The organism is Prauserella endophytica (genome assembly GCF_005146945.1).
In the GTDB taxonomy this organism is placed as follows: domain Bacteria; phylum Actinomycetota; class Actinomycetes; order Mycobacteriales; family Pseudonocardiaceae; genus Prauserella_A; species Prauserella_A endophytica.
Genome location: NZ_SWMS01000011.1, coordinates 1 through 16045, shown reverse-complemented (window position 1 = coordinate 16045; position 16045 = coordinate 1). Strand labels below are relative to the sequence as shown.

15 protein-coding genes are annotated in these 16045 nt (G+C 68.8%); 8 read left to right on the top strand and 7 right to left on the bottom strand.

The features are described 5' to 3' along the window. Positions 1–29: 29 nt before the first annotated feature. The gene (locus tag FCN18_RS20040; RefSeq protein WP_137095841.1) at positions 30–629 is read left to right on the top strand and encodes a Uma2 family endonuclease; all 600 of its coding nucleotides are present in this window, start codon (positions 30–32) and stop codon (positions 627–629) included. On the opposite strand, the gene FCN18_RS20035 is transcribed toward FCN18_RS20040, so the two are convergent. Genes FCN18_RS20035 through edd form a run of 3 tightly spaced genes read right to left on the bottom strand, consistent with a single transcriptional unit; the run spans position 626 to position 4612 of the window. Then, on the bottom strand, positions 626–2077 hold the full coding sequence (locus FCN18_RS20035) for a lipase maturation factor family protein (protein WP_137095840.1): 1452 nt from the start codon (positions 2075–2077) through the stop codon (positions 626–628). The two genes, FCN18_RS20040 and FCN18_RS20035, sit on opposite strands and share 4 nt — an antisense overlap. Before the next feature lie 25 nt (positions 2078–2102). Then, positions 2103–2729, bottom strand: a complete 627-nt coding sequence (gene eda, locus FCN18_RS20030) for a bifunctional 4-hydroxy-2-oxoglutarate aldolase/2-dehydro-3-deoxy-phosphogluconate aldolase (protein WP_112272625.1) — start codon at positions 2727–2729, stop codon at positions 2103–2105. After that, entirely contained in the window at positions 2726–4612 is a 1887-nt protein-coding gene (gene edd / locus FCN18_RS20025) for a phosphogluconate dehydratase (RefSeq protein ID WP_137095839.1), read from the bottom strand. The genes eda and edd overlap by 4 nt, the downstream gene beginning before the upstream one ends. Positions 4613–4846: 234 nt before the next feature. Here edd and FCN18_RS20020 point away from each other — a divergent pair, with 234 nt between their 5' ends. Genes FCN18_RS20020 through FCN18_RS20005 form a run of 4 tightly spaced genes read left to right on the top strand, consistent with a single transcriptional unit; the run spans position 4847 to position 8642 of the window. After that, complete coding sequence (locus FCN18_RS20020; RefSeq protein ID WP_112272621.1) at positions 4847–5131, top strand: hypothetical protein; 285 nt, start codon at positions 4847–4849, stop codon at positions 5129–5131. Between the two features lie 17 nt (positions 5132–5148). Then, positions 5149–5946, top strand: coding sequence for a hypothetical protein (locus FCN18_RS20015; protein ID WP_137095838.1), 798 nt, complete (start codon positions 5149–5151; stop codon positions 5944–5946). 24 nt (positions 5947–5970) lie between these two features. Continuing rightward, positions 5971–7887: a fumarate reductase/succinate dehydrogenase flavoprotein subunit gene (locus FCN18_RS20010; RefSeq protein WP_137095837.1), complete on the top strand. Its 1917-nt coding sequence runs from the start codon at positions 5971–5973 to the stop codon at positions 7885–7887. Next, positions 7887–8642: a succinate dehydrogenase/fumarate reductase iron-sulfur subunit gene (locus FCN18_RS20005; protein WP_112272615.1), complete on the top strand. Its 756-nt coding sequence runs from the start codon at positions 7887–7889 to the stop codon at positions 8640–8642. The genes FCN18_RS20010 and FCN18_RS20005 overlap by 1 nt, the downstream gene beginning before the upstream one ends. Positions 8643–8710: 68 nt before the next feature. On the opposite strand, the gene FCN18_RS20000 is transcribed toward FCN18_RS20005, so the two are convergent. The 4 genes from FCN18_RS20000 to FCN18_RS19985 form a co-directional block, all read right to left on the bottom strand. Then, entirely contained in the window at positions 8711–9598 is an 888-nt protein-coding gene (locus tag FCN18_RS20000) for an amino acid ABC transporter permease (protein ID WP_112272613.1), read from the bottom strand. Beyond that, positions 9595–10263 carry an amino acid ABC transporter permease gene (locus FCN18_RS19995; RefSeq protein ID WP_112272611.1) on the bottom strand — a complete coding sequence of 223 codons (669 nt, stop codon included), beginning with the start codon at positions 10261–10263 and terminating at the stop codon, positions 9595–9597. The genes FCN18_RS20000 and FCN18_RS19995 overlap by 4 nt, the downstream gene beginning before the upstream one ends. Before the next feature lie 85 nt (positions 10264–10348). Continuing rightward, a complete protein-coding gene (locus tag FCN18_RS19990) occupies positions 10349–11206 on the bottom strand; it encodes a glutamate ABC transporter substrate-binding protein (RefSeq protein ID WP_112272609.1) in 858 nt (285 codons plus the stop codon). A gap of 70 nt (positions 11207–11276) precedes the next feature. After that, a complete protein-coding gene (locus FCN18_RS19985; RefSeq protein ID WP_199542440.1) occupies positions 11277–12005 on the bottom strand; it encodes an amino acid ABC transporter ATP-binding protein in 729 nt (242 codons plus the stop codon). 270 nt (positions 12006–12275) lie between these two features. On the opposite strand from FCN18_RS19985, the gene miaB reads away from it, so the two are divergent. The 3 genes from miaB (at position 12276) to FCN18_RS19970 (ending at position 15805) form a co-directional block, all read left to right on the top strand. Further along, positions 12276–13757 carry a tRNA (N6-isopentenyl adenosine(37)-C2)-methylthiotransferase MiaB gene (gene miaB / locus FCN18_RS19980; protein ID WP_137095836.1) on the top strand — a complete coding sequence of 494 codons (1482 nt, stop codon included), beginning with the start codon at positions 12276–12278 and terminating at the stop codon, positions 13755–13757. Further along, positions 13754–14248, top strand: a complete 495-nt coding sequence (locus FCN18_RS19975) for an Rv2732c family membrane protein (RefSeq protein WP_112272603.1) — start codon at positions 13754–13756, stop codon at positions 14246–14248. The genes miaB and FCN18_RS19975 overlap by 4 nt, the downstream gene beginning before the upstream one ends. A 195-nt stretch (positions 14249–14443) precedes the next feature. Beyond that, positions 14444–15805, top strand: a complete 1362-nt coding sequence (locus tag FCN18_RS19970) for an MFS transporter (RefSeq protein ID WP_228714053.1) — start codon at positions 14444–14446, stop codon at positions 15803–15805. Positions 15806–16045 lie beyond the last annotated feature (240 nt).

Genomic DNA, 16045 nt, shown 5'->3' with positions numbered 1-16045 from the left:
GACACTCGGCCAGGACGTGAGGAGCCGCTGTGACAGCCCTGCCAGAGCATCCCGCATCGCGACTGCCCGGCGTGGATCACCTGCTGACCATCGCCGAGTATCTCGAACTGGGGGAGACGGAGCCCGGGTACACCGAGCTCATCGGGGGCCGTCTGTTGATGTCGCCAAGTCCGAGACCGGGCCACAACATTGCCTCGTTCAGCCTCCTGGAGCAACTGAAACCACAGTTGCCCGGGGGTCGTCGTGGGGTGCAGGACATCGATGTCGATCTGGAGCTCACGTCACCGGACCAGCCAGGCTACTCGCGGAGACCTGATCTCGTCGTGGCCGACGGCGATGCCGTCGCACGAGTGGACCGGGAAGGGGGCATGCTGCGCGCGTCCGACCTGCTGCTCGTCGTGGAGATCGTGTCTCCGGGATCGAAGCGCATCGACACCGTCGACAAGCGCGGTGAGTACGCCGATGCCGGTATTCCGCACTACTGGATCGTCGACATCACCGAGCCCGTCTCGCTCGTGGCCTGTCACCTGGCGGGCGACTTCGGCTACCAGGACGACGGCGCCGTGACGGGGACGTTCACCGCCACCGAGCCGTTTCCCGTGCGCATCGACCTCGCCGCCCTGCACTAGTCGGGATACCCCACCGGCACGACCGTGCCGTCCTCGGCGAGCCGGCACGTGCGGATCACCGTGCCCACCGGCTCGCGGACCCACCACGCGCCCGTCTCGCGGCGTTCCTGGCGGGTGGTGTATCGGTAGTGGAACAGGCGAGCCCGGACGAACTTGGGCGCCGAGCCGGGGAAGGGGTTGCGGCGGAACAGCTTCAGGGTGCGCCGGTCCGCGATCAGGAGCTTCGTTGCCAGCTCGGGCAGCCACCGGGTGCCGTAGCGCGACGACAACGACACGAACCACAGCTGCCAGTCCAGCCGGAGGTGGTAGGGCGCGATCTGCGGCGGGCGGCGCCGTGGATCGCCCGGTTTGCCCTTGAGCTCGTACTCGCGCCACCTCGTCTCCGGCGTCACGGCCGGCTCATCGGTGCCCTCGATGACCACCTCGTGCCGGTCGCGGGTGATCGTGCCGAACGCGCCGTAGGTGTTCACCAGGTGCAGGCGGTTGAAGCTGTAGTTCATGATCTGCCCGCGCCCCAGGAGGTTCCGGATCGGCCAGTAGCTCAGCACGACCGTGGCCGCGGTCAGCCCGAGCACCACGGCCCGGTACCAGAGCGGCGTCTCACCGGGCTGGGGCGGTGTCAGCGGGAACAGGCCACCGTCCACAGCGGACACGGCGAGCGTGATGGTGATGACGTTGAGCCACGCGAAGTTCCCGCTCAGCACCAGCCAGCCCTGCGTGACGATGACGACTCCGGCGGCGACCGTCGCCACGGGCTGCGGCGCGAACAGCAGAAAGGGCACCACCAGCTGCGCCACGTGGTTCGCCGCGACCTCCACTTTGTGCAGTGGTCTCGGCAGGTGGTGGAAGTACCAGCTGAGCGGCCCTGGCATCGGCTGCGTCTCGTGGTGGTAGTACAGGCACGTCAGGTCGCGCCAGCACCGGTCGCCGCGCAGCTTGATCATCCCGGCGCCGAACTCCACCCGGAACAGCAGCCACAGCAGCAGCCACAGCACCAGCACCGGCGGCTCCACGTGGGCAGGGCCGAGGAAGATCGCCAGGAAGCCCGTTTCGAGCAGCAGTGACTCCCAGCCGAACGAGTACCACACCTGGCCGACGTTGACGATCGACAGGTACAGCACCCACGGCACCGCCCACAGCAGCATGTGCGCCCAGACCGGCAGGCCGTCGGCGAGCCCGGACACGAGCACCGCCGACACGAGTGCGCCCGTGCCGGCGACCGCGACGAAGAACCGGTCCGAGTAGTGGGCGTGGAACAGGCTCGGCGACTCGCGAAACGGCGTCCTGCTCAGAAAACGCGGAACGGGCAGCAGCCCGCGTTCTCCGAGCAACGCCCGGAACTGGTTGAGCGCCACCAGAAACGCCAGCAGGTAGATCGCCGCGAGCATCCGCTGGAACACCAGGCGCGAGGCCCAGTAGTCCTGGTCGCCGAACCAATCCCAGCTCACCGCGAGTGTGTCTCCTGACGAAACCTCACCGCTCGAGCGCGGACGCCTCCTTCGCCAGTGCCTCGATCCGCGCGTAGTCCCGAGCGGCCAGCGCATCCTTGGGGGTCAACCATGTGCCACCCACACAGCCTACGTTCGGCAGTGAGAGATAGCGCGGCGCGCTCGCGACCGTGATGCCTCCCGTGGGGCAGAACCGCAGGTCCGGCAGCGGGCCGGCGATCGCGCTCAGCGCCGGCGCGCCGCCGCTGGCCTCGGCGGGGAAGAACTTGAGGGTGTCCAGGCCCCGTTCGGCCAGGCGCATCGCCTCCGACACCGTGGCCGCGCCAGGCAGCAACGGCAGCCCGGTCGCGAACGCGCCGTCCAGCACGGAGTCGGTCGCGCCCGGGGTCACGAGGAACGCGGCCCCCGCGTCGGCCGCCTGCCGCGCGTGCTCGGGCCGCGTGACCGTGCCCGCGCCCACCACGATGTCCGGCACGCCCGACGCCACCCGCGTGATCGCGTCGAGTGCGACCGGGGTGCGCAGCGTCAGCTCGATCGCCCGGATGCCGCCCGCCAGCAGCGCCTCCGCCACCGGGACGGCGTCCTCGGCGCGGTCGAGCACCACCACCGGCAGCACCGGCGACAGGTCGAGCAGTTCACGTCCGGTCGTCACCTCGTACCTCCCACACCGACCTCTGTCACAGCACCGAAGTGCCCCGGCGTCACCGGGCCGAACACGCTCGCGCCCGCCTCCGCGGGGCCGACCGAGCGCCGGAGAGCCGCGAACAGTTCCCTGCCGGTGCCGGTCCAGGCCGCGTCGTCGGGCGGGCCGTCCGAAGGTGTCCGCCCGGCCAGCTCGGCCGGGTCCACCAGCACGTCCAGCTCCCCGGCTTCGGCGTCCAGCCTAACGAGGTCACCGTCGGCGACCTTGGCCAGCGGGCCGCCCGCCGCGGCCTCCGGCGACACGTGGATCACCGCCGGGATCTTGCCCGACGCGCCGGACATCCGGCCGTCGGTGACGAGCGCGATCCGGTGGCCCCGGTCCATGAGCACGCCAAGCGCCGGCGTGAGGCCGTGCAGCTCCGGCATCCCGTTGGCTCGGGGGCCCTGGTTGCGGATGACCACGACGATGTCCCGGTCGAGTTCCCCGGCGCGGAAGGCGCGGTCGAACTCGGCCTGCGTGCTGAACACGCGTGCGGGCGCACGCACTACGCGGTGCTCCGGTGCAACGGCCGACACCTTGATGACCGCCCGCCCCAGGTTGCCCGACACCATGCGCAGCCCGCCGTCCTTGGCGAACGGCCGGTCGGCGGGCCGGAGCACGGCCTCGTCGAGGCTGTGGGCGGGAACTTCGCGCCACTTCAGGGCGCCGCCGTCCAGGACGGGCTCCCGCCGGTAGTGGTGCAGGCCCGTTCCGGCTGCCGTGCGGACGTCCTCGTGAAGCAGCCCGGCCTCGAGCAGCGTGCCGACGAGGACCTGCACGCCACCCGCGGCGTGAAAGTGGTTGATGTCGGCGCTGCCGTTCGGATACACGTTCGCCAGCAGCGGCACGACGGCGGAGAGATCGGCGAAGTCGTCCCACGTCAGCTGGATGCCCGCCGCGGCGGCGATCGCGACCAGGTGCAGCGTGTGGTTGGTCGAGCCACCGGTGGCCAGCAGCGCGACGAGCCCGTTCACGACGGACCGTTCGTCGATCACCTCGGCGACCGGTGTGTAGTCCTCGCCCCGCGAGATGGCGACCACGCGCCGAGCGGCCTCCTCCGTCAGCGCCCGGCGCAGCGGCGTGCCGGGGTGCACGAAGCTCGCCCCGGGCAGGTGCAGGCCCATCACCTCGACCACGAGCTGGTTGGAGTTGGCGGTGCCGTAGAAGGTGCAGGTGCCGGGTGAGTGGTAGGACGCGGCCTCGGCGTCGAGCAGGTCCTCGCGTGTCGCCCTGCCCTCGGCGTAGAGCTGGCGCACGCGCACCTTCTCCTTGTTGGGCAGGCCCGAGGTCATGGGCCCGGCCGGCACGAGGATCGCGGGCAGGTGCCCGAAGGAGAGCGCGCCGATCAGCAGTCCGGGCACGATCTTGTCGCACACGCCGAGCAGCAGGGCGCCGTCGAACATCTCGTGAGAGAGCGCGACGCCGGTGGCCATGGCGATCACGTCGCGGCTGAACAGGGACAGCTCCATGCCGGGGCGGCCCTGCGTGATGCCGTCGCACATCGCGGGAACGCCTCCCGCGAACTGGGCGACGCCGCCCGCCTCGCGGGCGGCGTCCTTGATCCAGGCGGGGAACTCGTCCAGCGGCTGGTGGGCGGAGAGCAGGTCGTTGTAGGCGGAGACGATCGCGATGCCCGGCTTGCGCAGCCCGCGGATGGCGAGCTTGTCGGATGGCGAGCACGCGGCGAAGCCGTGGGCGAGGTTGCCGCAGCCGAGCCCGCTCCGCGCGGGGCCCTCGGTCGCGGCCGCGGCGACGCGGGACAGGTAGGCGGCCCTGGTCCGCGCGCTGCGTTCGGTGATCCGGGCGGTGACGTCGGCGAGGACGGGATGGACGGTGTTTGATCTCACGAGCATCTCCGGTCGCTGCACTGGTATTGGGAGGCGGCGGACGACGGCGCTGACGTCTCGGCCGGGCGTGGGCAACTGACACGATACAGATGAGCGCAGCAGGGACCAAAATCGATTAAGAAGATCACGATTAGTGACCCCGATCACGTCCGAAACTACCGGTGTGCTACTTGTCACACTCAACGCTGAAAGGCAGAGTCGGCCATAAGCCCGACCGGACTGATTCGGAGGTCACGGAAGATGTCCACCACAGAGTTGAGCGAACTCCGCAGGACCATAGGGCAGCTGAGGCAGTGCGTCGGTGCGCTGCGAGCGCGCTACGGAGAGGCCCCCGCGGTCCGCAGGCTCGTCAACGACGTCGAGCGGCTCGACATCGATGCCATCGACCTCGACCAGATGGCACCCGTGCCCACGCAGGCCCGGCCCGTGGACGTCGTGCCGGTGCCCGACACCCCGTACGACCCCGCCCTGTGGGAGGGCGCGGACGACGAGGGCGTCGGCGGCTACCAGCGCGACCAGCGCTGAAGGCGGCGGCTGGCAACGTGGCAAGTCCCGCCGAAACCCGCACTTCTGGCCGCTCGCGCGCGAGCATCGCCGCCCGAACCCTGCGCACCGACCGCTGGTGGATACCACCACTGCTCACCACGATCGGGCTCGCGACGTTCGTCATCTACGCCGGTGTCCGCTCGTTCATGCGCACGGGCTACTGGGACGCCGAGCACCACTACCTGACGCCGTTCTACTCGCCCTGCCTGAGCGACTCGTGCCTGCCGGGTTCGGCGCACTTCGGCACACCGATCGGAGAGCTGCCGGGGTTCATCCCGCTCGCCTTCCTGTCGCTGCCGTTCCTGCTCGGCTTCCGGCTCACCTGCTACTACTACCGCAAGGCGTACTACCGCTCGATCTGGTTCTCGCCGCCCGCGTGCGCGGTGGCGGAGCCACACACCAAGTACACCGGCGAGACGCGGCTGCCGCTCATCGTGCAGAACGCCCACCGGTACTTCTTCTACGTCGCGTTCCTGATCACGCTGATCAACACCTACGACGCCATAGTCGCCTTCCAGGGTGGCTTCGGGCTCGGGAACCTGATCCTGCTCGGCAACGTGGTCCTGCTCTGGTGCTACACGCTCTCGTGTCACTCGTGCAGACACGTCACCGGCGGCAGGCTCAAGCACTTCTCGAAGAACCCGGTGCGCTACTGGATCTGGACACAGGTCAGCAGGCTCAACACGCGGCACATGCAGTTCGCCTGGCTGACGCTGGGCACGCTGGTGCTCACCGACCTCTACGTCTGGCTCGTGTCCACCGACGTGATCTCCGATCTGCGTTTCATCAACTGAACAGTTTTCCGAGGTGGCAATTTCATGACCGAGGTCGAACGGCACAGCTACGACGTCGTGGTGATCGGTGCCGGCGGCGCGGGCCTGCGCGCGGTGATCGAAGCGCGGCAGCGGGGCCTGAGTGTCGCGGTGGTGTGCAAGTCGTTGTTCGGCAAGGCGCACACCGTGATGGCCGAGGGCGGGTGCGCGGCGTCCATGGGCAACGCGAACCCCAACGACAACTGGCAGGTGCACTTCCGCGACACCATGCGTGGCGGCAAGTTCCTCAACAACTGGCGCATGGCAGAGCTGCACGCGAAGGAAGCGCCCGACCGCGTGTGGGAGCTGGAGACCTACGGCGCGCTCTTCGACCGCACCAAGGACGGCCGGATCAGCCAGCGCAACTTCGGCGGGCACACCTACCCCCGCCTCGCGCACGTCGGCGACCGCACCGGTCTCGAGCTGATCCGCACCATGCAGCAGAAGATCGTGTCGCTGCAGCAGGAGGACTACAAGCAGTACGGCGACTACGAGGCGAGGGTCAAGGTCTTCGCCGAGTGCACGATCACCGAGCTGCTCAAGGACGACGGCCGTATCTCCGGCGCGTTCGGCTACTGGCGTGAGTCCGGGCGCTTCGTGCTCTTCGAGACGCCCGCCGTGGTGCTCGCGACGGGCGGCATCGGCAAGTCGTTCAAGGTCACGTCAAACTCGTGGGAGTACACCGGCGACGGCCACGCGCTCGCGCTGCGGGCGGGGGCGAGCCTGATCAACATGGAGTTCGTCCAGTTCCACCCCACCGGGATGGTCTGGCCGCCCAGCGTCAAGGGCATCCTCGTCACCGAGGGCGTGCGCGGTGACGGCGGCGTGCTGAAGAACTCCCAGGGCGAGCGGTTCATGTTCCGCTACATTCCGGACGTCTTCAAGGGACAGTACGCGGACAGCGAGGACGAGGCCGACCGCTGGTACGACGACGCGGACAACAACCGCAGGACGCCGGACCTGCTGCCGCGCGACGAGGTGGCCCGTGCCATCAACGCCGAGGTCAAGGAGGGCCGGGGCTCGCCGCACGGCGGGGTGTTCCTCGACATCGCGAGCCGGCTGCCAGCCGAGGAGATCAAGCGCAGGCTCCCGTCGATGTACCACCAGTTCAAGGAACTGGCCGATGTGGACATCACCAAGGAGCCCATGGAGGTGGGGCCCACCTGCCACTACGTGATGGGTGGCATCGAGGTCGACCCGGACACCGCCTCGTCCAGCGTGCCGGGTCTGTTCGCGGCGGGCGAGTGCTCCGGCGGCATGCACGGCTCCAACCGGCTCGGCGGCAACTCGCTGTCGGACCTGCTCGTGTTCGGCCGCAGGGCGGGCCTCGGGGCGGCGTCCTACGTGGAGTCTCTGACGCGGCGGCCCGCCGTGGCCGACGCCGACGTCACGGCCGCCGCGAAGCTCGCGCTGGCGCCGTTCGACCCGCCTGCCGACGGTGTCGCCGAGGAGAACCCGTACACGCTGCACACCGAGCTGCAGCAGAGCATGAACGACCTCGTCGGCATCATCCGCAAGGCAGACGAGATCGCCAAGGCGATCGACAAGCTCGCCGAGATCCGCCAGCGCATCCGCGGTGTCACCGTCGAGGGCCACCGGCAGTACAACCCCGGCTGGCATCTCGCGCTGGACCTGCGGAACATGCTCGTGGTCAGTGAGTGCGTGGCTCAGGCGGCGTTGCGGCGCACCGAAAGCAGGGGCGGGCACACGCGCGACGACCACCCGCAGATGGACGCGCAGTGGCGCAACACCCTCCTCGTCTGCACCTCGCCGGGCGGTGACCCGCTGGCACCGGACGTCTCCGTCGAGGCGAAGCCGCAGGAACCGATGCGGCAGGACCTGCTGGAGCTGTTCGAGCTGTCCGAGCTGGAGAAGTACTACACCGAGGACGAGCTCGCCGACCACCCGGAAAGGACGGCCTGATGGGCTACGACGCGAAACTCCGGGTCTGGCGCGGCGACGACGGCTCGGGGCAGCTGCAGGACTTCACGGTGGAGGCCAACGAGGGTGAGGTGGTGCTCGACCTGATTCACCGCCTGCAGGCCACGCAGGCGCCCGACCTCGCCGTGCGGTGGAACTGCAAGGCTGGCAAGTGCGGTTCGTGCTCGGCCGAGGTCAACGGCAGGCCGCGGTTGCTGTGCATGACGCGGATGTCGGTGTTCGCCGAGGACGAGGTGATCACCGTGACGCCGATGCGCACGTTCCCCGTGATCCGGGACCTGGTGACCGACGTGTCGTACAACTACACCAAGGCGCGCGAGGTCCCCTCGTTCACGCCGCCGCCGGGGCTGGCGCCGGGTGAGTACCGGATGCAGCAGGTGGACGTGGAACGCTCGCAGGAGTTCCGCAAGTGCATCGAGTGCTTCCTGTGCCAGAACACGTGCCACGTCGTGCGGGACCACGAGGAGAACAAGCCCGCGTTCTCCGGGCCCCGGTTCCTCATGCGCATCGCCGAGCTGGAGATGCACCCGCTGGACGTGGCCGACCGGCGTGACGAGGCACAGAGCGACCACGGGCTCGGCTACTGCAACATCACCAAGTGCTGTACCGAGGTGTGCCCGGAGAACATCCACATCACCGACAACGCACTGATCCCGATGAAGGAGCGCGTCGCCGACCGCCGCTACGACCCGATCGTCTGGCTAGGCAACAAGCTGTTCCGCCGCGGCGAGAACTGAGCAGGGCACGAAGAAGGCCACCTCCCCCGGACGGGGAAGGTGGCCTTCGTCGCGGAACGGGGTGGGTGTCAGACGGCCTGGCCGGTGGCCACGTCGTCGACGGCGCCGGGTGCGACCACGGCTCCCGTGCCCTTCTTGCGCTGCCTGTTCCACTTCTCCAGCCAGCTCGCGGCGGAGGTGATGATGAAGTTGAGCACGATGAAGATCACCGCGACGATCACGAGCGTCGCGATCATGTTCTGACCGTAGTTGTTCGAGATCGGCCGGATCCGGCTGAGCAGCTCGGCGAACCCGAGCGCCGCGCCACCGAGCGCGGTGTCCTTCACGATCACCACGATCTGGCTCACGATCGCGGGCAGCATCGCCGTGACCGCCTGCGGCAGGAGGACGTTCGTCATCGTCTGCGTCTTGCGCAGGCCGAGCGCCTGCGCCGCCTCGGTCTGGCCCTTCGGCAGCGACAGAATGCCGGCGCGGACCACCTCGGCGAGCACCGAGCCGTTGTAGAGCACGAGCCCGGTCACCACCGCGTAGAGCGGCCGCTGATCGGATGCGATGTCGGTGAAGTTGAAGTAGAACTCGTTGGCGAAGAACATCAGGATCAGCACCGGCACGGCGCGGAAGAACTCGACGACCGTCGCCGATGGCCAGCGGACCCAGACGTGGTCCGACAGCCGCAGGATCCCGAACAGCGCGCCGATCGGCAGGGCGATCAGGATGGAGAGGCCCGCGGCGATCAGGGTGTTCTGCACGCCCGGCAGGATGAACGTCGTCCAGATCCTGCCGTCGGTGACGAACGGACTCCATTTCTCGCCGTCGAGCTGGCCCTTCTCGGCCATCGTCGCCAGCACCCACCAGATCACCGCGGCCAGCGCCACGAGGAACGCGATGGTGTAGCCGACGTTGCGGGCCTTGGCCTTCGGCCCCGGTGCGTCGTAGAGGACAGAGGGAGCGCTCATCGCTTCACCGCCGCTTTCTTGGCGACCCAGCCGAGCAGCAGGCCGGTGGGCAGGGTCAGGATCACGAAGCCGAGCGCGAAGATCGCGAAGACGAGGAAGATCTTGTCGCTCTCGTTCTCGATCATCTCGCTCATCAGCAGCGACGCCTCGGCGACGCCGATCGTGCTGGCGATCGTGGTGTTCTTGGTAAGGGCGATCAGCACGCTGGCGAGCGGGCCGACCACGGACCGGAAGGCCTGCGGGAGCACCACGATGCCCAGCACCTGGGTGAACCCGAGGCCCAGCGCGCGGGCCGCCTCTGCCTGGCCCACCGGCACGGTGTTGATGCCGGAGCGGATGGACTCGCAGACGAACGTGGCGGTGTAGGCGACGAAACCGAGAATGGCCAGCCGGTAGTTCTGCTGCTCGAAGTTCTGGCCCGCGAGCGTCATGCCCAGCGTCTGGTTCAGGCCCAGCGAGCATGCCAGGATGATCAGCGTCAGCGGGGTGTTCCGCATCAGGTTGATGTACGACGCGGCGAACCCCCGCATGAGTGGCACGGGGCTCACCCGCATCCCGGCGAGGATCGTGCCCCAGATGAGCGAGCCGATGGCGGAGAAGAATGTGAGCTGTACGGTCACCCAGAACGCGCCGAGCACGTCGTACTCGCTCAGGAAATCGAACACTGTCTGTGCTCCTCAGGCTGCCCGAACGACCTGGGCCGGCCGGTAACGGCCGGCCCAGGACTAGTTCGGCGTTGCTGTTACTGGATCACTGCTCGATGGCAGGGGGCTCGCCGACCTGGTAGCCGGACGGACCGAACCACTTCTCGGCCGACTTCTTCCACTCGCCCGAGTCCTGCATCTTCTTGATGGCGTTGTTGATCGCGGTGCGACCCTCGGTGTCGCCCTTCTTCAGGCCGACGCCGTAGTTCTCGTCGCTCAGGTTGGCGCCCACCAGCTTGAACTTGCCGGGGTTCTGGGCGGCGTAGCCCGCGAGGATCGTGTCGTCGGTGGTCAGCGCGTCGACGGCGCCGTTCTCGAGACCAGTGAGGCACTCGGAGTAACCGGCGTACTCCTGGAGGTCGGCGTCCTTGGCGAAGTCCTCCTTGACGTTCTGCGCGGAGGTGGAGCCCCTCACCGAGCAGAGCTTCTTGCCGTTGAGGTCCTCTGCGCCCTGGATCGAGTTGTCGTCGGCGCGGACGAGCAGGTCCTGGTGCGCGAGGAAGTACGGCCCCGCGAAGTCCACCTTCTGCTTGCGCTCGTCGGTGATGGAGTACGAGGCGACGATGAAGTCGACGTCGCCCTTCTCGATCATGTTCTCGCGCTGGGCCGACGGCGTCTCGACGAACTCGATGTCGCCCTCCTCGACGCCGAGCTCCTTGGCGATGTACTTGGCGACGTCGACATCGAAGCCCTCGTAGCCGCCGTCCGGCGTCTGGAGGCCGAGGCCGGGCTGGTCGATCTTGATGCCGACAGTCAGCCTGCCGGACTCGGCGCGCGACACCAGCGACTCGTTGCCGCCCTCGTCGCCACCGCCACCGCCGCCGTTCCCGCCACCGCAGGCGGCGAGGGCAAGGCTCGTGGCCGCCACGACGGCGCCAACACGTAATACTCGGCTGAACCGCATTTGTCTTGTGTTCCTTCCATCTGTATCGCCCCGCTCGTGTCGGGGTGCCCGACAGGCCACGGGCGGGGGACTAGTGGGTCAGAATCTTGCCAAGGAAGTCCTTGGCTCGCTCGGATTTGGGTGCGGTGAAGAAATCGTCCGGCGTCGAATCCTCGACGATCTCACCGTCCGACATGAACACGACACGGTGCGCTGCCCGCCGGGCGAAACCCATCTCGTGGGTGACCACGAGCATGGTCATGCCCTCGTCGGCGAGCGACGTCATGGTGTCGAGCACCTCCTGGACCATCTCGGGGTCCAGCGCCGAGGTGGGCTCATCGAACAACATCACCTTGGGCCGCATGGCCAGTGCCCTGGCGATCGCCGCGCGCTGCTGCTGGCCACCCGAGAGCTGAGCGGGGTACTTCTGCGCCTGGTTGGCGATACCCACCCGCTCCAGCAGCTCCATCGCCGTCTTGCGCGCGTCGCCGGCGGAGACCTTGCGGACCTTCTGCGGTGCGAGCGTCACGTTGTCGAGGATGGTCTTGTGCGCGAACAGGTTGAACTGCTGGAACACCATGCCCACGTCCGCCCGCAGCGCGGCCAGCGCCTTTCCCTCCGCCGGCAGCGGCTTGCCGTCCACCTGGATCTCGCCCGAGTTGATCGGCTCCAGGCGGTTGATGGCCCGGCAGAGGGTCGACTTGCCGGAGCCCGACGGCCCCAGCACGACAACGACCTGGCCCGCCGGAACCTCGAAGTCGATCTCCTTCAGGACGTGCAGGTCGCCGAAGAACTTGTTCACCCCGCTCGCCTTGATCATGGGCGGCGCGGATGTCGCGGTGCTCATCTATCCTCCATCACGGCGAGCTGTTCGGGTCCCGGACAACCGGATTCAACACCGTTGGGGCAATCCCGGCATGACATTCGGACCAAAACGCAACCTTATGTGTCCGACCGCCCTGGGCGGCGAACCAACGGCACACTGTTTCCGAACCTTAGCCACTCTGCGTTCAACAGGCTTCGTGAGGTGTTCACACCCGGTTGACCTACCCTGATGGGTGCAGTACCACCAGCGTGAGCAGGAGATCGGGTGAGCAGGACCTATCACATCCGCACCTTCGGCTGCCAGATGAACGTGCACGACTCCGAGCGCCTCGCGGGGCAGCTGGAGAGCGCGGGCTACGTGGCGGCCGAGGACGGGAGCGCCGCCGACCTCGTCGTGCTCAACACCTGTGCGGTGCGCGAGAACGCGGACAACAAGCTGTACGGCCACCTCGGCCACCTGCGGCCCCGCAAGAAGGACCGCCCGGGGATGCAGATCGCCGTCGGCGGCTGTCTCGCGCAGAAGGATCGTGGCGAAATCGTTAGGCGGGCGCCGTGGGTGGACGTCGTCTTCGGCACCCACAACATCGGCTCACTGCCCACCCTGCTGGAGCGCGCCCGGCACAACGCCGAGGCCCAGGTGGAGATCCTGGAGTCGCTCGAGACGTTCCCCTCCACGCTGCCCGCGCGGCGGGAGTCGGCCTACTCGGGCTGGGTGTCGGTGTCGGTCGGCTGCAACAACACGTGCACCTTCTGCATCGTGCCCTCGCTGCGCGGCAAGGAGCGCGACCGCAGGCCGGGCGAGGTGCTCGCCGAGGTCGAGGCGCTGGTCGCTGAGGGCGTGCTGGAGGTGACGCTGCTCGGCCAGAACGTCAACTCCTACGGTGTCGAGTTCGGCGACCGGCTGGCGTTCGGCAAGCTGCTGCGTTCGTGCGGCTCGATCGACGGGCTCGAGCGCGTGCGGTTCACCTCGCCGCACCCGGCGGCTTTCACCGACGACGTCATCGACGCGATGGCGGAGACGCCCAACGTCTGTCACCAGCTGCACATGCCGTTGCAGTCGGGCTCCGACCGAGTGCTCAAGGACATGCGCCGCTCGTACCGCTCCTCGCGGTTCCTGTCCATCCTGGACAAGGTACGCGCCGCGATGCCGGACGCCGCGATCACCACCGACATCATCGTCGGCTTCCCGGGCGAGACCGAGGAGGACTTCGAGGCGACGCTGGAGGTCGTGCGGCAGGCCCGCTTCTCCAGCGCGTTCACCTTCCAGTACTCGAAGCGGCCCGGCACCCCGGCCGCCGAGATGGAGGGCCAGGTGCCCAAGGAGGTCGTGCAGGAGCGCTACGACCGGCTGGTCGCGTTGCAGGACGACATCGCCTGGCAGGAGAACAAGAAGCTCGTCGGGCGGAAGGTCGAGCTGCTCGTCGCCGCGGGCGAGGGCCGCAAGGACGCCGAGACCCACCGGATGAGCGGCAGGGCCAGGGACGGCAGGCTCGTGCACTTCACACCGGATGGCTCCGCCGTGGACCGCGAGGTGCGGGCCGGTGACGTCGTCGAGACCACCGTGACCTACGCGGCGCCCCACCATCTGGTGGCCGACGGCGACCTGCTCTCGCACCGCCGCACGAGGGCGGGCGACAACGCCGAGGCGGGCCTGCGGCCCACGACCAACGGCGTGAGCCTCGGGCTGCCCTCGTTCGGAGCCCCGCCGCCGGCCCCGGCCGCCGCTCAGGGAGGGTGCTCGCTGTGACCGACAAGGACCCCGACGAGCGGCGCGAGGGCAACGGCGCCGACATCGAGGAGCTCGGCGCGGACGTGGACGCGGCCGTCAGCAAGGCGGTCAAGACCGTCGAGCTCGGCAGGCGCGGTTTCACGATCGCCGTCGCCGTGTTCGGTCTCGTGGTGGGGCTCGTGCTGCCGTGGGTCGGCGACCACTTCGGCTGGGAGGTGCTGGCAGGCGAGGGCGGTGCCATCCCCCGGCTGTTCGCGACGACGTCGACGGTGTTCGGTGTCGCGGCCTCGGCTCTGGCACTTGCGACGCGGCGGTGGTGGCTCACGTGGGTCTGTGCCATCGGCAGCTGGATCGCCGCCGTCGACGGGCTGCTGGCGATCTGGTCGCAGCAATCGTCCACGGCCAGCGGCGCACCGGGCGAGGGCCCCGGCGTCGGCATGATCATCGCGGTCGTCTGCATGGTGGTGCTCGGCGTGCAGTGGGTCCGTGTCGCCTGGTCGCGGAACTGAGTACCGCGAGAAAGAGGCTCCGTCCCCCAGTGGCGCCGTCGATGACACCGTGAGCCGCAGCGTCTCTTCTGCGGCGCGTTGATCGCGACCGAGGTGCCCTTGGGTGCGCAGGATGTTATCGACATCACACCCAGAGGCTGCCATACTGGCTACTACATACTGTATGCACAATGGCGGGTGGGGTGTATGTCCGGCGTGTCTTTCGTTCCCAAGGTGAAGGAGATCCGCGACTTCTACGGCCGGCGGTATCGCGTCGGTGAAACCGACCGTGACCTGCTGGGCCGTTCTCGTCGGTGGATGCTGTGGGCGGCTTGGACGGCCATGCTGGTCGCGAGCGTCGGCCAGTACGGCTTCGGCGCGCTCATGCCCGTACTCGGCACCACCCACGGCTGGACGCTCGCGCAGGGCGGCTGGGTGCTCGCGGTGTGGATCCTCTGCCAGAGCGGCACCGTCTACCCCGCGGCACGGCTGCGCAGCAGGCTCGGGCTCGCGCCCGCCGCCACGATGCTCGTCGGCGCCGCGCTGTGCGCTGCCGGCCTGGTGACGCTCGGCGGTTCGACGAGCTTCGTCGTCGTCCTGCTCAACCACGGCGTGCTCGGAGGGATCGGCGCAGGGCTCGTCTACGGCACGTGCCTCGGCGTGGTCGCCAAGTGGTACCCCGAGCGGCCCGCCCGCACGGCGTTCGTCAGCGGCGCGTTCGCGTACGGCTCGATCCCGTTCGTGGTGCTGGCCGGTCAGTTCGCGCGCCCGGGGTCCATGGAGGCGTTCCTCGGCGTGGCGGGCCTCGCCGTGGTGCTGCTCGTGGGGGCCGCCGCGCTGATCCTGCGCGACCCGCCGCGGTACTGGTGGCCCGCGCACGTGGACCCGAGGGCCTGGGCACTGGACAAGTCCGTGAACCCCGGGCTGCGCAACAACCGCCCGCCCATCCGGCGGTACTCGGCCGCCGAGATGGTCCGCTGCCCCGAGTCGGGGCTGCTGTACCTCGCGGTGACGTGCCTGGCCGCGGTGATCCTGTTCGACATCGCCTACCTCGCGGTGTTCGCGACGGCCAGCGGCTGGAGCGCGGAGTTCGGCGCCGCCGCGCTCGCCGTGCTCGCCGCGGCCAGCGGTGCGACGCGCACCGCGGAGGGCTGGGCAGGCGACCGCTTCGGACGGCGTCGCGTGGTGCGCGTGGCGTTGTACGCGGGGGGAGTGGCGCAGTTGTTGCTGCTTTTCTCCGGGCAGCAGGGGAACGCCCCGCTGCTGTTGCTCGGCGCCGCGCTCGCCGGAGGGGCGGCGGGCGCCTGCTACGGGCTGCTGCCGGGTCTCGTCGAGGGGCACTTCGGTGAGCAGCCCGGCCTGCCGAACTTCGGGATCTTCTACGGGGCCAAGTCGGTCGGCGGGCTGATCGGTGTCGCGCTCGCGGGTTACGCCGTGAGCAGCGACGGCTACCCGGTGATGTTCGTGGTGGCGGCGGTGCTGAGTCTGACCGGTGCGGGCCTGGTGCGGTTCCTGCGCCAGCCCGGCCGCCCGAGGCTGCCGCTGCCCGGTCTGGCGGAGCCGCTGCTCACCCGCTGAGGCGATCCCAGCTCCGCAGTGAAGGCCACCTTGCCTGCGTTCAACGCAGTGAAGGTGGCCTTCACTGCGGTTACTGCGGTCACTGCGGCCGCAAAAGAAAGGTGCCGGAAGCCTCATGGCTTCCGGCACCGTCCACTGTGGTGGGTCAGCGCAGGATCTCCTTGCGCGCGAGCTCGGCGGTTTCGGTGGGGGTTTTGCCGACCTTGACGCCTGCGGCTTCGAGGGCTTCCTTTTTGGCTT

Bases quoted from the DNA above. Each gene is read 5' to 3' on its own strand.
- FCN18_RS20000 (WP_112272613.1), bottom strand. From the start codon at position 9,598: ATGAGCGCTCCCTCTGTCCTCTACGACGCACCGGGGCCGAAGGCCAAG.
- FCN18_RS20020 (WP_112272621.1), top strand. From the start codon at position 4,847: ATGTCCACCACAGAGTTGAGCGAACTCCGCAGGACCATAGGGCAGCTG.
- FCN18_RS19990 (WP_112272609.1), bottom strand. From the start codon at position 11,206: ATGCGGTTCAGCCGAGTATTACGTGTTGGCGCCGTCGTGGCGGCCACG.
- FCN18_RS20005 (WP_112272615.1), top strand. From the start codon at position 7,887: ATGGGCTACGACGCGAAACTCCGGGTCTGGCGCGGCGACGACGGCTCG.
- FCN18_RS19985 (WP_199542440.1), bottom strand. From the start codon at position 12,005: ATGATCAAGGCGAGCGGGGTGAACAAGTTCTTCGGCGACCTGCACGTC.
- FCN18_RS20010 (WP_137095837.1), top strand. From the start codon at position 5,971: ATGACCGAGGTCGAACGGCACAGCTACGACGTCGTGGTGATCGGTGCC.
- edd (WP_137095839.1), bottom strand. From the start codon at position 4,612: ATGCTCGTGAGATCAAACACCGTCCATCCCGTCCTCGCCGACGTCACC.